The sequence below is a fragment of the Lysinibacillus sp. BS3 genome (genome assembly GCF_039614735.1).
GTDB lineage: Bacteria > Bacillota > Bacilli > Bacillales_A > Planococcaceae > Lysinibacillus > Lysinibacillus capsici.
This window is the reverse complement of sequence record NZ_CP154860.1, coordinates 896,287-911,924: the sequence shown is the minus strand read 5'-3', so window position 1 is coordinate 911,924 and position 15,638 is coordinate 896,287. Positions and strand designations below refer to the sequence as shown.

Annotated in this window: 15 protein-coding genes; 11 read left to right on the top strand and 4 right to left on the bottom strand. The window is 40.3% G+C overall.

Translation table 11 applies throughout. From position 1 onward, the window contains the following. Positions 1–12: 12 nt before the first annotated feature. Positions 13–1,140, bottom strand: coding sequence for a DUF418 domain-containing protein (locus AAJG31_RS04890; RefSeq protein ID WP_066037428.1), 1,128 nt, complete (start codon positions 1,138–1,140; stop codon positions 13–15). Between the two features lie 152 nt (positions 1,141–1,292). Beyond that, the gene (locus tag AAJG31_RS04885) at positions 1,293–1,925 is read right to left on the bottom strand and encodes a class I SAM-dependent methyltransferase (RefSeq protein ID WP_305193802.1); all 633 of its coding nucleotides are present in this window, start codon (positions 1,923–1,925) and stop codon (positions 1,293–1,295) included. 209 nt (positions 1,926–2,134) lie between these two features. On the opposite strand from AAJG31_RS04885, the gene AAJG31_RS04880 reads away from it, so the two are divergent. Then, entirely contained in the window at positions 2,135–2,377 is a 243-nt protein-coding gene (locus AAJG31_RS04880) for a hypothetical protein (protein WP_004229360.1), read from the top strand. A 50-nt stretch (positions 2,378–2,427) separates the two neighbouring features. On the opposite strand, the gene AAJG31_RS04875 is transcribed toward AAJG31_RS04880, so the two are convergent. Then, positions 2,428–3,477 (bottom strand): NAD(P)/FAD-dependent oxidoreductase, encoded by a 1,050-nt coding sequence (locus AAJG31_RS04875; protein WP_066037430.1) that lies wholly within the window; start codon positions 3,475–3,477, stop codon positions 2,428–2,430. A gap of 147 nt (positions 3,478–3,624) precedes the next feature. On the opposite strand from AAJG31_RS04875, the gene AAJG31_RS04870 reads away from it, so the two are divergent. The 10 genes from AAJG31_RS04870 (at position 3,625) to AAJG31_RS04825 (ending at position 14,706) form a co-directional block, all read left to right on the top strand. Then, entirely contained in the window at positions 3,625–4,413 is a 789-nt protein-coding gene (locus AAJG31_RS04870; protein ID WP_048390300.1) for an ABC transporter ATP-binding protein, read from the top strand. A 13-nt stretch (positions 4,414–4,426) separates the two neighbouring features. After that, entirely contained in the window at positions 4,427–5,353 is a 927-nt protein-coding gene (locus AAJG31_RS04865; RefSeq protein ID WP_048390303.1) for an iron-hydroxamate ABC transporter substrate-binding protein, read from the top strand. A 23-nt stretch (positions 5,354–5,376) separates the two neighbouring features. Then, positions 5,377–6,378, top strand: coding sequence for an iron ABC transporter permease (locus AAJG31_RS04860; RefSeq protein ID WP_279494624.1), 1,002 nt, complete (start codon positions 5,377–5,379; stop codon positions 6,376–6,378). Next, positions 6,371–7,378 (top strand): iron ABC transporter permease, encoded by a 1,008-nt coding sequence (locus AAJG31_RS04855; RefSeq protein WP_048390307.1) that lies wholly within the window; start codon positions 6,371–6,373, stop codon positions 7,376–7,378. Before AAJG31_RS04860 ends, AAJG31_RS04855 begins: the two co-directional genes overlap by 8 nt. Positions 7,379–7,535: 157 nt before the next feature. Continuing rightward, entirely contained in the window at positions 7,536–8,477 is a 942-nt protein-coding gene (locus AAJG31_RS04850) for an NERD domain-containing protein (protein WP_279494625.1), read from the top strand. Between the two features lie 607 nt (positions 8,478–9,084). Continuing rightward, complete coding sequence (locus AAJG31_RS04845) at positions 9,085–9,504, top strand: MarR family transcriptional regulator (protein ID WP_259419097.1); 420 nt, start codon at positions 9,085–9,087, stop codon at positions 9,502–9,504. An 11-nt stretch (positions 9,505–9,515) separates the two neighbouring features. After that, complete coding sequence (locus AAJG31_RS04840; RefSeq protein WP_054550885.1) at positions 9,516–10,715, top strand: MFS transporter; 1,200 nt, start codon at positions 9,516–9,518, stop codon at positions 10,713–10,715. A 162-nt stretch (positions 10,716–10,877) separates the two neighbouring features. Beyond that, positions 10,878–11,747, top strand: a complete 870-nt coding sequence (gene efeO, locus AAJG31_RS04835; RefSeq protein ID WP_103117847.1) for an iron uptake system protein EfeO — start codon at positions 10,878–10,880, stop codon at positions 11,745–11,747. A 9-nt stretch (positions 11,748–11,756) separates the two neighbouring features. Further along, positions 11,757–13,016: an iron uptake transporter deferrochelatase/peroxidase subunit gene (efeB, locus tag AAJG31_RS04830; protein WP_048390318.1), complete on the top strand. Its 1,260-nt coding sequence runs from the start codon at positions 11,757–11,759 to the stop codon at positions 13,014–13,016. After that, positions 12,991–14,706, top strand: coding sequence for an FTR1 family protein (locus AAJG31_RS04825; protein ID WP_279494628.1), 1,716 nt, complete (start codon positions 12,991–12,993; stop codon positions 14,704–14,706). The genes efeB and AAJG31_RS04825 overlap by 26 nt, the downstream gene beginning before the upstream one ends. A 41-nt stretch (positions 14,707–14,747) precedes the next feature. Here AAJG31_RS04825 and AAJG31_RS04820 read toward each other — a convergent pair whose 3' ends face one another. Continuing rightward, positions 14,748–15,593: a pentapeptide repeat-containing protein gene (locus tag AAJG31_RS04820; RefSeq protein WP_279494629.1), complete on the bottom strand. Its 846-nt coding sequence runs from the start codon at positions 15,591–15,593 to the stop codon at positions 14,748–14,750. Between the last annotated feature and the right edge of the window lie 45 nt (positions 15,594–15,638).

Below are 15,638 nucleotides of genomic sequence, written 5' to 3'. Positions count from 1 at the left end.
CTTTGTTGCTGATTACTGTGTCATCGCTTGAAGGGCTTTTTTACGAATCCATTCCATAGGGCCCATTTGAAATTTCTGTAACCAAGCGAATGCTATAACAAGTTGTAAGATTGATAGAGATAGCCAAATACCAATGACAGTGAAGCTATTGACTTGCCCACCTAAGCCAAGCCCCCAGCCATAAAAAATAATCGACGCAAGCACGTTTTGGAGGACATAGCAGCTTAAAGACATTTTACCAACATGAGCAAAGCGCTGCCAAAGCCAGTCTAGCCTCTTATATTCTACCAGTTTACCTAAAATTCCAATATAGCCAATGGATAGAAGAGGGGCACAAAGATAGCGAACAGGTAAATCAAAAAGCCCACCAGGAATAAAAATAAGCAGATTGATAGGAAAGCCAACGAATACACCGATATTAAAGAGCTTTTGTCGAGTTTGACGTCCTTTGTCTGTTGGTGAAAATACCTCATTACGCATGAACTTCACGCCAAGTAAAAATAAAAAGACATTCATCGGGATAATAAATATAGCTTCTGAGCGATAAAATAAAAAGTTTGTGAGACGATGCTGCACCTGCGCAAACCATGTGCCATGTTCATAGAGCTCAGAAACGGATGCCATACCATTTAATGAAACACCAGCTCCTTGTATGGTACTGATAAAAATAAGCAGAATCATTAGGATGTGAAAGCCACCAAAAAAATAAAAGGCTCCCGTCATGACCTTATCACCCAAACGTACAATAAAAGCGACGATGAATGCTGTGACAGCATAGCTCATTAAAATATCATACTCCATCACAAGCGTGTAGTGCAGTAGCCCCTCTAACCCTAAGAAGATGATAGTCCACAGGTATACTCCTGGCCATGCTGTACCTCTCCGTAAGGCTTGCTGATATTTTAATTGCAGGCCTACTCCAAACATAATTGTTAACAACCCAAGCAGCTTGCCATTAACGAAAAATAATACGACCATACGTAAAAAATCATTGAAGGACCACCAACCAGAATAATCACTTGTTGTTATATACGATAAATCACCAAGATAAGCAAAAATCCAAATATTTGTGCCAAGCGTTCCTAAGACGGCAAAGCCTCTTAACATATCGATAAAGGGAAGTCTTTGTTGTGTTTGCATAAGTTCGATCACTCTTTCTTTGTTTTCTTACCTTAAGGATAAGAAAATTTCAAGAGATAACCTATTCACACCAGTCAAAGAATCTTGATGACAGGTGTCATAAAGTATGCTGTGCCAGCACAAAAACCAGCAACGCTTTTGCTGCCGGCTCATTATTTTGTACAGGTATAGATGCGATAGTCTAAAATGTCTTCGTATTTTTCATTCATGGCAATATGCTGATCCATGATTTTATAGAATTCGGATTCCATATCTGTGGAAACTTGAAATTCAGGCTTGGATGAGATGGATTTGTTTTTTTGTATATGGATATCATAAAAACCAGCCTGTTGCAGTAGTCTTACCCAATCCTTTTTCCTGAGGAGAGACTGAAAGCCGTAAAATTGTTGGAGGTCGTCTGCAAGTTCGGTACGAAGTGTTTGAGGAATGGTAAATTCGATAGCAATGAAGCGGCCACCTTTTTTCAATAAACGATAAATTTCCTGCAAAGCCTGCTGCAAATTAACAAAGGCCAGAACCGACTCAGCTAGAATCAAGTCAAATGTCTCGTTCGCTAACGAGGTTTGTTCAATAGAGCCTTGCAGAAGTTTAACAGGTAGACGCGCTTTATGCATTCGCTGACGAGCCTTTTCTATCATGATGGGCTGAATATCGAGACCTGTGACGTTTGCTTGATAGGAAGATGCTAAATAAGCAGCCGTTTGCCCTGTACCACATCCCACATCTAAAATATGTGTGTTTTGCTCGATATTCTCCGCTTGCAAAACAGCCTTTGATAGATTAATGCCCCCAGGATGTGCGCCTCCGACCCCGAACTTAGCTAAAAAGGTAAGATAATGAGAGTCTTGTATAGTACCACCTTCTTTTCTCTTATAGTATGACAGGGAAACTAGTATGGTTCCCTTATTATTTTTAACCTCTTCTTCAAAAGTCTAATTCGCTATAAAAATTTTTACATATACTAGTTAGAAGCTTTCAGATAGGGGGTGTATAAATGCCATATTTTCAGCCGAATGCTAGAAGAGGTCCATATCCGCCAAACAATAGGCAATATTTTGGCCCACCTTTTCGAGGTAGGATGGTGCAACCATACTATTCTCCCAATCAACAACAGCAAGGTCCTAGATTAGGAAATTTACCAGATCATTTAAATACAATTATGGGGCATGCTGGGACGATTACAAATGGAGTAAATATGTTGAGACAGATGGGAGCGTTATTAAGTTTATTTAGATAAAAACTAGAAACCCTCTTAAGATCAGACTCTTAAGAGGGTTATATTTAGGTTTAATGGGCTGGTGCAAATTGCTTTTCGATAATAGAGCGATTTTTCTCTTTAAATAGCTCATTATGCGAGGACACCATGCCATGACGATAGGCAGTTGGTTCTAAATACGTTTTAATAGAATTGACTGCATTGGCGGCATCTTGGAATGTGCCAAGTAGCAAATTAATTTTTCCATCAAATGATAAAATATCACCTGCTGCAAAAATACCTGGTTGTGCTGTTTCACCTGTTGCCTTTCCTTCAACATAATAATCATCCTTTTTCGGAATGGCAATGGCCTCATCAAATGCAAGAGACGCCTCACGACTATAGCCATGACTGACGATTACCTCATCGATTTGACGCGTATAACTTTGCTTCGTTATCGTATTCTCACATGTGACTAATTGAATAGCCGTTTTATCAATATTTGCGGAAAGCTTTGTAATCGTTGTATTACACTCAATGCGCACACCTGCATCCAGTGCTTCCTGTACAGTGGCTTCGTGTGCTGATAGATTCTCTTTGCGGTAAACAATCGTTACGCTTTTGGCAATCGGACTTAATTCAACAGCCCAATCGATGGCTGCATTACCACCGCCTGAGATAATGATATCCTTATCGACAAAACGTTTATACGATTGCACAGTGTAATGTAGATTGGACATTTCATATTTTTCAGCGCCCTCAAGTGTTAGCTTTTGAGGGCTAATAATGCCGCCACCTACAGCTAACAGTACCGTTTTAGAATAATGCTTTTCACCAGCTGCTGTATGAATGACAAAAATATCATTGTGACGTTCAATTAAATCTACTTTTGTACCTGTCAAAATTGTAGGATCAAATGTTTTGGCTTGCTCGATTAATTGTTTAACAAATTGTTCACCCAAAACGGGAGGATGTCCCCCAATATCCCATATCAGCTTTTCAGGATAAAGTAATACTTTACCGCCAAGCTGTGGTTGACTTTCTAATAATTTTGTTTTTAAACCCCGTAAACCACTATAAAAGGCACTATATAAGCCAGCTGGGCCACCGCCAATAATTGTCACATCATACACATGCTGCATTTTTATTGCCACATCCTTAACAAATAGTAAAAAAGTAATTGACAAAATCTTATCAGGTAACTAGACTAATTCTAGTGATAATGATTATCATTTTTAGCTTTGAATATCATAGCATGGAAAGAAGTAAAAAGAAAGTGAGGGTCCGATTTGCGTTTAGAAGTTGAATCGATTCGTGTTGGTTATGAGAATAAAACGATTGTGCATGACTTATCGCTGCAAATTCCTGATGGCAAAATCACGACAATCATTGGTTCAAATGGTTGTGGAAAATCAACCTTGTTAAAAGCTATCACACGGATTTTAAAGCATGAGAGTGGACAGGTCATATTAGATGGTCAAAATATTTCCAAGATGAAAACAAAAGAATTAGCAAAAGAGCTGGCAATCTTACCACAGAGTCCAGAAAGTGCACATGGTTTAACAGTGGAAGAGCTTGTATCCTACGGTCGATTTCCTTATCAAAAGGGCTTCGGGAATTTATCACAAAAAGATAAAGATGTTATTGGCTGGGCTTTACAGGTAACCAAAACAGAAGAATTCCGTTTACAATCTGTAGATGCTTTATCTGGTGGACAACGTCAGCGCGTATGGATTGCGATGGCCTTGGCCCAAGAAACCGACATTATCTTTTTAGATGAACCGACAACTTATTTAGATATGGCTCATCAGCTAGAAGTTTTAGAGCTACTTTACAGGCTGAATGAAGAACAGGGGCGCACGATTGTCATGGTCCTCCATGATTTAAATCAAGCGGCACGTTTTTCAGATTATATTGTAGCGCTTTCACAAGGTGAGCTTGTAAAATTCGGAACGGCTGAAGAAGTGATGGTTCCAGAAGTATTGAAAAAAGTATTTAATATAGATGCAGTTATTGGCAAAGATCCACGAACGAACAAACCAATGTGCATTACATATGACTTATTACAAACCATTTAAAAGGAGAATAACAATGAAAAAGTGGCTATTACCAATGTTTATGATGCTTGTGCTAGTACTTGCAGCATGTGGCAGTAAGGAAGAAAAAACAGAGAAGGCTGATGAAGGCTCAAAAGAAGAAGCTTCAACAGAAACAATCACATATCAATCAGAGTCAGGTCCTGTAGAAGTACCAGCAAATCCGAAACGTGTTGTTGTACTATCTTCTTTTGTAGGAAGCTTATTACAGCTTGATGTAAATGTTGTTGGTGTGGATGCATGGGCAGCAAAAAATCCCAACTTCGAAGATGCGATTAAAGATGCTGTTGTAGTTGAAAATACAGATATTGAAAAAATTCTTGAGCTAGAACCAGATTTAATTATTGGCTTAAATGGTATTGAAAATGCTGATAAATTAGCAGAAATCGCGCCAACTGTATTATTTACGTATGGTAAAGTAGACTATTTACAGCAGTTCATCGAAATCGGTAAAGTGGTGAATAAAGAAAAAGAAGCAACTGCTTGGGTAGAAGATTTTAAAACACGTGCAGCAGAAGCTGGTAAAAAGATTAAAGAAAAAATCGGTGAAGATGCGACTGTAACAGTAGCAGAGAACTTTAATAAACAGTTCTATATTTATGGCGATAACTGGGGTCGTGGAACAGAGATTTTATATCAAGAAATGGGCTTGAAAATGCCTGAGAAAGTAAAAGAAACAGCGTTAGAGCCTGGCTACTATGCTATTTCTCAAGAAGTTTTAGGGGAATATGCAGGTGACTACGTGATCTTCAGTATGTTCCAAGATCAAGATAATTCCTTTACAGATGCAGCATGGTTTAAAGATTTAGAAGCGGTGAAAAATGGTCATTTATTTGAAGTGAATGCAAATGCCTTTTATTTCAATGACCCTATCACATTAGAACATCAACTGAAGTTCTTTGAAGAGAAATTTTTACAATAATTAGTAGAGAGTAGCGAAGGCGAATGACAAAGTTTCGAAAGCTTCCATTTTGGCTTCAAGTATTGCTTGCATTGATTGTATTAATTGGTACTGCTAGTATCTCGCTGTGCTTAGGGGCAGCGAATACAAGCATTCAAGATGTCTTTCAAGCAATTGTCGGACAAAGTGGAGGTAAACATTACACGATTTTACGTGAAATTCGATTTCCTCGTATCATTGCAGCTATTTTTGTTGGGAGTGCCCTCGCAGTCGCTGGGGCGATTATGCAAGGGGTTACACGGAACCCATTAGCTGATCCAGGGCTGCTTGGTTTAACGGCAGGGGCAAATGCTGCCCTTGCTTTAACAATGGCATTTATCCCTAAATTCTCGTATTATACGTTAATTTTAGCCTGCTTTGTTGGGGCGGGAATCGGTATGATGTTAGTTTATGGGATTGGTGCTTCTACTAAAAAAGGCTTTTCCCCTTTAAAGCTTGTTTTAGCTGGTGCGGCTGTCACAGCATTATTACAGGCAATCGCTGAAGGGACGGGCATTTTATTTCAAATTTCCAAAGATGTTTCGATGTGGACAAGTGGCGGTTTCATTGGCACAACATGGCAGGCATTATTGATCGTACCCGTTATTATTATTGGCTTAGTGCTTTCATTTGCTTTTAGTCGTCAATTAACGATTTTAAGCTTAAATGAAGAAGTAGCAGTGGGTGTCGGACAAAATACTACGCTCGTAAAGGGTGTAATGATGTTCGTTGTGGTTATTCTGGCTGGCTCTGCTGTGGCCCTAGTCGGAAATCTAGCTTTCGTTGGCTTAATGGTACCGCATATTGTCCGCGCGTTTGTTGGGACAGACTATCGTTTTGTCTTACCAATGAGCGCCATTGTTGGTGGCTGGTTTATGGTGTTGGCTGATTTCGCAGGGCGCATGATTAACGCACCTTATGAAACGCCAGTTGTCGCTATTATTTCGATTTTAGGTCTTCCATTCTTCCTATTATTAGTGCGGAAGGGAGGACGTCAATTTGTTTAAAGAAGGTCGCAAAAAACAGCGTAAATGGTTACTCATATGGCTTGTGGTAACCTTGTTCATTTTTATTTTAGGGATTTCATTAGGTGCTGCTTCGGTTTCTATTGACCGAATTCTTCCAACCTTACTGGGCGATGGTAGTTTTAAAGAGTCCTTTGTACTCTTTTCAGTCCGTTTACCTAGAATGTTTGTGCTAGCGGCTGCGGGTATGGCATTAGCACTGGCAGGGGCCGTATTACAGGGCGTAACCCGCAATGATTTAGCAGACCCAGGAATTATAGGTATCAGTGCTGGCGCAGGTGTTGGGATTACTGTCTTTTATTTGCTAGTAGATGGCGACCTTCCTCACTTTGCCTATATTTTACCGATTGTCGGCTTTTGTAGTGCCTTAGTGACAGCACTGGGTATTTACTTTTTCTCTTATCAGCGTAATAAGGGTGTCCATCCCGTACAGTTTATTTTAGTAGGGGTAGGCGTAGCATCAGCCTTATCAGGGGTCATGATGGTATTAATATCCTCTGCTGAGCGGAGCGATGTACAATTTATTGCACAATGGCTAGCCGGAAATGTATGGGGCACAGATTGGCCATTTTTCTGGGCGCTAATGCCTTGGCTTGTACTGGGCATCCCTTACATTTTCTATAAAGCCAACGTTTTAAATGTCTTGGCCATGACGGAGCAAACAGCAGTCGGACTTGGTATGAACATTGGGCGAGAACGTTTCCGATTATTAATTGTTGCGGTTGCACTAGCGGCTGCCGCGGTATCCGTAACAGGGGGAGTAGCCTTCATCGGTTTGATGGCTCCCCATATTGCAAAACAGCTCGTTGGTCCACGCTACCAATTCTTTTTACCACTGACGCTATTCATTGGCGCAAGCTTGCTAATGCTTGCTGATACCATTGGACGTGTTGCTATTGCAAGTGCAACGGTTCCTGCTGGGATTGTTGTTGCATTTATTGGCGCACCTTATTTTCTATATTTATTACGGAAGAATGTCTAGAAAAGTACTAATTAAAATTGAATGATGCTCGAAAGAAAAGTCTTTTGTTCTAGCGAAAATAGGGGGATTTTTATTTTAGGCATTTTATATGGTAAGTTTTTAGGAACCTCATTCATTGAGGTTCTTTTTTTATATAATCATGGCAGGAGGTGATTAGATGATTTTATTAGAACGTCAAACATCAGAGACGCAAAAGATGCTAGAGGCACTTGTACAAAGACTTCCTATATCCCATAGTAAATACACATTATATTGTGAGCATTTAAGGCGCCTACAAGCAGGATTCGCTGGTGAACAGTTCGTTGATGCAAAATGGCTTGAACTTGATTTACCATTCCCCCACTATTTTCTTCATGACTTTCAAACAATGAATGACTTCGGTTCTACCCATCAAATGGACACCGTCTTTCTCTGTCCTCACTTTGTACTCATCCTAGAAATCAAAAATATTACAGGCAAACTTTCATACGATGCTTCGTTCGCTCAATTAACACGTACGATCGCAGATGATACGGTCGAAGGCATGACGGATCCATTTCTTCAGCTGGAACGGCATGTAGTATGGATGAAGAAGCTATTACAGAAGGAACGCATCGATTTACCAGTTTTGCATGCGGTGGTATTGGCAACGAAAAATGGTATTTTGACAAAGGGATTTGACGGGCTGCCTATCTTTCATGTGGCAGGGTTACGATTTTATTTACAAAAATGGATGGAGCGGCATCAACCTAGAGTAAGAGTAGACCTTTTGCGATTCGCCAACCTTTTATTATCCCTGCAAACTAAGTTGAAAAAAGAGGTAGAGGTACCGTTCAAGGAAATAGTGAAAGGTGTGCTATGTCCACAGTGTGGCTCGGGGCAACGTTTAAAATATCACTATAAGAAATGGATTTGCCCTCGTTGTGGATTGGTGGATCGAGATGCTTTGATACGATCATTGGAAGAGTATCGATTACTAGTCGGGCAGCAGGTAACCAATCGAAGCTTCCGCGAATTCTTTGGCATTGACTCTCCCGATTTAGCGTACAAGTTGATGCAACAACTCCCTTTGAAAGCGGAGGGTGTCAAAAAGCATCGGAAATATTGGATTAAGGAATAGCGAACTAAGCGTTACAATTCAAGCGGTCTGAATTGTAGCTTTTAGTGCTGTAGAGAGAAAGGGCGCTTGAAGTAGGTGGATAGAATGCTGAAAGTGACGGATAAGATAGAGAAAGTAGCGGATAGGCCGCGAGAAGTGATGGATAGAACAGAGAAAGTGGAGGATACGCTTCGTGTAAGTGGATAGAGTGCTGAAAGTGACGGATAGAACAAGGAAAGTAGCGGATAGAACGCGCAAAGTGATGGATAGAACAGAGAAAGTGGAGGATACGCTTCGTGTAAGTGGATAGAATGCTGAAAGTGACGGATAGAACAAGGAAAGTAGCGGATAGAACGCGCAAAGTGATGGATAGAGCAGAGAAAGTGGAGGTTACGCTTCATGTAGGTGGATAGAAAGCTGAAAGTGATGGATAGAACAAGGAAAGTAGCGGATAGAACGCGCAAAGTGATGGATAGAACAGAGAAAGTGGAGGATACGCCTCGTTTAAGTGGATAGAGCAGGATACCACTCACTCCCAAGAGCGATGTTTCGCTTATTTCCTACTAGACAAATAGAGTTTTTAGGTATATAGTTAGCTAGGCTAACTAATATAAAAGGAAGTGATAGTGTGACAATTGAACAGGAATTTTTTAATCAGTACCGCTTAATGTATCGGCCGTTTATTAATCAGTTGAATGTGCAGCTTGAACCCTATCAGTTATATAGCTCACAGTGGGCAGTGCTTCGTTTCTTGAATGATAAGGGTCCACATTCATTTGTAGATATCGCGAATTTCATGTCTATAGAGAAGCCAAGTGTCACGAAGCTTGTACATAAACTGGTGGAGCTAGGCTATGTGGAAACGATGACGGGCAAGGATAAGCGTGAAAAGCTGGTACACCTATCAAAGCATGGGGAAGAGCTTGTGCTGGAAATAAAGTCGCATCTACATCCATTTTTTGAGCAGGCTTTGGCAGGCGTGCCCAAACAAGATATTGACATTGCGACACAAGTTTTAGCAAGAATTTGTATGAATATTAATCAATAGGAGAGAGAAACGTGGAAGCAACCAGAAAGAAACTATGGACAAAAGATTTTTTAATTGTCTCACTTATTAATTTTACCATTACGTTAATCTTTTATTTATTAATGGTTACGATAGCAGCATATGCGGTGGAGCATTTTAATGCCTCTACAAGTACAGCGGGGCTTGTATCGAGTATTTTTATTATCGGGACACTATTAGGTCGTCTTGGGACAGGGCGTATTATTGGAGACTGGGGTAGCAAAAAAACATTATTTTGTGGACTATTATTATTTATGTTATCAACAATGTCTTATTTTATAGCAGGCAATTTACCACTGCTGATGATCAATCGTTTAGTACAGGGGATTGCACTAGGGATTGCCAGTACAGCAACAGGTACCATTATTGCACAAATTTTACCAGCTGAGCGTCGTGGAGAAGGGATTGGTTATTATAGCTTAAGCGCTATTCTAGCCACAGCCATTGGCCCATTTATTGGAATATTATTAACACAGCTATTTGCAGATTATCGTATGATTTTTGCAGTAGATTCTGTGTTAGCGATTATTTGTTTCTTTATGTATTACATTGTGACCGTGCCAGATGCACCGAAAAAAGCAAAGGATACAGCTGTAAAGGCTGGGTTTAAAGTGACGAACTTTATTGAAATGCGTGCAGTACCGATTGCCTTTGTGGCACTTGTGATTGGCTTTGCTTATTCAGGTGTGATGTCGTTTATGACGTTTTATGCAAAGGAGCTAGATTTAGTATCAGCAGGTAGCTACTTCTTTATTATCTATGCTATTGTCATTTTGGCTACACGTCCATTTACAGGGAAATTGCTTGATACAAGAGGGGCAAATATCATTATCTATCCATGCTTAGTGTTGTTTGCAATAGGCATGTATGCCTTTAGCTCAGCAACAACTACGATTGCCTTTTTAATCGCTGCCGCTTGTATCGGGATTGGCTATGGAAACTTCAACTCGGTGGCACAGGCAATTGCCATCAAAGTAACACCAAATGAGCGTTTAGGACTTGCGACATCTACGTATTTTATTTTTTATGATTTAGGCTTAGGTGTCGGGCCTTATTTCTTAGGCTTATTTGTACCATCTATGGGCTACAGCTCGATTTTCTTCTCGATGGTCTTTGTTATTTTAGTGTCGATTGTGCTTTATTACCTTTTACATGGAAAACATGAAAATTTGAAACAAGCAAAAATTTTGTAGATTAGAATCATTATATTGTAGAAAAAACGTCTTTTTTCTAGTTGTTTGTAAAGAATAACTGAAAAATGACGTTTTTTTCTATTTACAAAAATAGTTGTTGCAATAGATGATGATAATCATTATCATCACAATATAAAACAAATTCGGAAGTAGGTACGAAGTATGAAAAACAAATCATTTTTGTCGGTATTAGTAGCAGGAGGCATTTTAATGGCTGGCTGTGGCAATACAGAAGAAGTAAAAAAAGAAGATAAGCCAGCAACAGAACAGGCGGAGCAAGGTACAAAAGAGGTGGATTTATCTTCTGAATTATCAGCCTATCAACAATTTGCGTTAGAGCAAATGGATCAATTTTTACTAGATACAGAGAAATTTGTGAACCTATTCAAAGCAGGCGATATTGAAGGGGCAAAGGCAGCGTATGCGCCAGCACGTATGTATTTTGAACGCTCTGAGCCAATTGCGGAAAGCTTCGGTGATCTTGACCCTCGCATCGATGGACGTTTAGCAGATATTCAAGAAGAAGGTAAGGGTGAGGAAGAATGGTCAGGCTACCATAAGCTTGAGTATGCGCTTTGGGAAGAAAATACAACAAAAGGTTATGAGGCTGTAGCAGATCAGCTTCTTGCAGATGCGAAGGAATTGCATGCACTTGTGCAAACAGTGGAAGTGACACCTGACTTAATGATTACAGGTGCAGTAGATTTATTAAATGAAGTATCAACATCTAAAATTACAGGTGAGGAAGAAATTTACTCTCATACAGACCTTTATGATTTTAAAGCGAATATTGAAGGCGCAGAAAAAATCTTTGAGATTTTACGCTCAAAATTAGAAGCAAAAGATTCTACATTAGTGGCAACACTTGATGAAAAATTCAAAGCAGTAGACGATTTATTAGCACAGCATACAACGGCTGATGGTGGCTATATATCTTACGAAGAATTAACGGAGGAAAACACAAAAGCACTGGCAGCAGCGGTGAATCAGCTTGGAGAACCATTAAGTCAAATGGGTATCATTTTGGAGTGAACATAAACAATGACAACGTCAAACGAGGAAAAATTTATAAATAAAAAAATTTCTAGACGTGATATGTTAAAGCTAACAGGTATCGGTGTGGCAGGTGTTGCCATCGGTGCCTCTGGCTTGGGTGGTGTCATGAAAGCAATGGGCTATGATGTCTTTGAGCCAGTAGCAGATAGCACGACGGCTAGCAATAAGGTCAATTTCTATGGCAAGCATCAGTCAGGTATTGTGACACCTGTACAGACGAATATTTATTTTGCTTCTTTAGATGTATTAGTGACATCAAAGAAGGAACTACAAGCGTTGTTCCAGCAATGGACACCCCTTGTTGTGCGTTTAATGAATGGTGAAGTCATGGTCGATGTATCGACAAATACAAGAGTGCCAACTGGCGATACTGGAGAGGCAGAGGGCTTAGATGCATCTAATCTATCCATTACCATTGGTGTCGGGCCTTCATTATTTGATAAACTGGGCATCCAGCATTTAAAACCAGCGGAGCTAAAGGATTTACCACATTTCCCTAAAGATCAGCTACAGAAAGAATACACAGGTGGTGATTTGTGTATTCAGGCTTGTGCAGATGATCCGCAGGTGGCCTTCCATGCTGTTCGTAATCTAGTACGAGCTGCTTCAGGTAAAGTAGAAATAAAATGGTCACAGGCGGGCTTTAACTCGTTTCCAGCTAGTGGAGGGACACCACGAAACCTCTTCGCCTTTAAGGACGGTACTGTAAATCCAGCCATTACGGATGAAAAAGACTTAAATGAGGTCGTGTGGGTGGATAAAGGTTGGTTAAAGGGTGGCTCTTATTTAATTGCACGTAAAGTTCAAATGCATCTTGAAACTTGGGATCGTACATCATTGAAAGATCAAGAGGCAACATTTGGCCGTTACCGCGACAGTGGGGCACCTTTTGGCAAAACAAAGGAATTCGATGATTTTGATGTAGAGGCAAAGGATGATAAGGGCAATTATATAATGCCTGATACATCACATGTCCATTTGGCGCGGAAATCAGGTGCGCGTATTTTGCGACGCTCTTATTCTTATGCGTCAGGCGTGATGTCGAATACAGGGACCCATGATGCGGGGCTAATCTTTATTTCTTTTCAAAAAGACCCAGCCCAATTTACAACCATCCAAAATAGCTTAGGGCGTATGGATAAAATGAATGAGTACATTACCCATCGAGGCAGTGCCGTGTTTGCTTGCTTCCCTGGTGTACAAAAGGGGAGTTATTTAGGTGAAGCACTTTTTAACGCGCTATAGTATCGTGTTTGCCCTTATGCTGACTTTAGCTTTACCTGTGCAAGCTGCGCAGTCCTATAGTCATCTCTATATTGCGATTAGTGATGCACTGATGAATACAAAGAAGGATAAAGAGGCGGAGGCCAAGCAGGCACTTGAACAATTTGCTGTTGATTGGGCTAAAGTATCTTCAGAGCAGAAAGAGGCAAAAGCAAAGGTTGATGAAATCCTTGCACAGGCTACTGAGGCAACGTCCAAGGATGAACGTTTAGAGGAGCTATCCGCACTATCCAATGCATTGCGTGCATTAGAAAAGCTTGAAAATCCAGTGGATGAAGCGGCACAGCGAGCAGAGTTTGGACAAAAATTTAAGCCGATAATGGCAGACTTTGAAAAAGCTTTAGCAAGTGGTGATATTCAGGCCATTGATGAAGCCTACAAAGATTTTAATAGTAAATGGAATAAAAATGAGCGACCTGTGCGTGAACAAAGTATCGCAATGTACGGGCAAATCGAAACACAAATGGCATTTCTTCGTATCTCTATTTCTGCTGAGGAGCCTAATGTAGCGCTTATGCAATCTCAATTTGCTGCTTTAAAGCAAACGATTGAGGATTTTGTAGCTGGTAAAGAAACAGCCGAAGTGGTAAAGGGAGAGTATTCATTAGCGACATTAATTGCCTATATAGATGAGGCCAATGATTTTGTCAACGCTGGTGATTACCAGGCAGCTTCAAATAAAATACGTGAGTTTATTACCATTTGGCCAAGCGTAGAAATTGAAATCTCCACACGTAATGGTAGTCTTTACACGAAAATTGAAAGTGATATGCCGATTATCGCGAGTGATTTATTAAAATCCAACGTCGATCAGCAAGCTATTACCAAACAATTAAATACATTCCGTACTGAAATTGAGCTAATTCAAGGGGATACCGATTACACCATTTGGGACGCTGCGTTAATTTTATTACGCGAAGGACTAGAGGCATTACTGATTATTTTAGCCTTAGTGTCATTCCTTAATAAATCAGGACAAAACAAGATGCGCAAATGGATTTATGTCGGAGCGTTTGTCGGCGTTCTATTATCCGCCGTAGCTGCCATCCTTATGTCGACGATTTTAAATTCGGCAACGATTGATACGAATCGCGAGTTAATGGAAGGCTATGTAGGGTTAATTGCTGCAGCGATGATGATCGGTGTGGGTATTTGGCTGCATAGTAAATCAAGCGTGGTCAGTTGGAATCGCTATATTTCCAAACAAATGGGTAATGCCATTTCGAGTGGCTCTATTTTTGCGATGGCTATGATTAGCTTTTTATCGGTCTTCCGTGAAGGTGCAGAAACACTAGTCTTTTATGCGGGGATTGCACCTAAAATGGAAACGTCGCAGTTTATACTTGGAATTGTGGTGGCACTGCTCATTCTTGCTGTACTTGCAGTTGTGTTATTTAAAGCAAGTGGCAAAATTCCAATTCACAAATTTTTTGCAGTAGCAACTATTTTAATTTATGTGCTAGCCTTTAAAATTATTGGTGTCAGTCTGCATACTTTGCAGCTGACAGATAATCTGTCCACAACGATTGTTGATGGCTTACCTGTTATTAGCTTGATTGGCTTCTATCCAACGGTGGAAACAATCATAGGACAGTCTATTTTACTTGTGTTAGTGACGGCTACTGTGCTTTATAAAAAGAAACAAGCCTAATGAAAAAGGGTAGATGAGCGTAAAACGCCATCTACCTTTTTTTATTGCCAATGAGCAGGTCGTTTTATATATGAAGGTAATTTAGTCGAACGATCCCCCTGTGCGGCGTTGATTTGCATTTGGGTTAAAAACAGACTTGTTGAAAGATCAGCACCGCGTAAATTGGTATCTCGCAAATCAGCCCCGATGAAATCTACTCCCTGTAAATTCGCATCTTGAAGATTAGCTGCTATTAAATAACTCCCCCTTAGATCAGTCGCTCGTAAATCCTTGCCTTTTAAATTTTTGCCCATCCAATTAGCCCCACGCTGATTCAAGTTTCTAGAAGCCTTTCCCTTCACACTGTGCTGGCGAATTTGTTCGCTAGTTTGGAGCAATAGTGCATTGATCGGCATACGAATAGCTACCATATCCAATGCTAATAAGGAATCTGCATCCTGAGCTATTGTCTGCTGTAGGTGCTTCAATTGAGCAATTAGCTGTTCATAAAGCATATTATCCACCTGATAGGACAAAGCCTCCGCCACATATGCAATCATTTCGTAAAGCTGTTCCATAATAGGAAAAACACGAAACATCTTGTCAGCATGCTCACGAGATTGTCGCCAATCCTGTCCATGAAATGTCACCTGTGAAACCTGTTGACCTGCGCCTAGGCAATCAAAAACGGTACAGCCCTTAAAACCTGTTTCTCGTAGCTGACTATGTATGTGACAGCTATAGTTATCCTGCAAATTAGGACATGGCGTACCTGCGGGTTTATTGATTGCAAAATCACTAGAAGCCACAATATTTAAAGCGGTACAGCACAAGCCAAAACAGCTTTGACAATCTGCCTGTAGACTGTGTCGGATTTTTGTACCAATGGTTTTTGTCTGATTAGACATCCTCATTTTCCTCTCTGATCTTATCCATTTAGTTACTATTTTAAC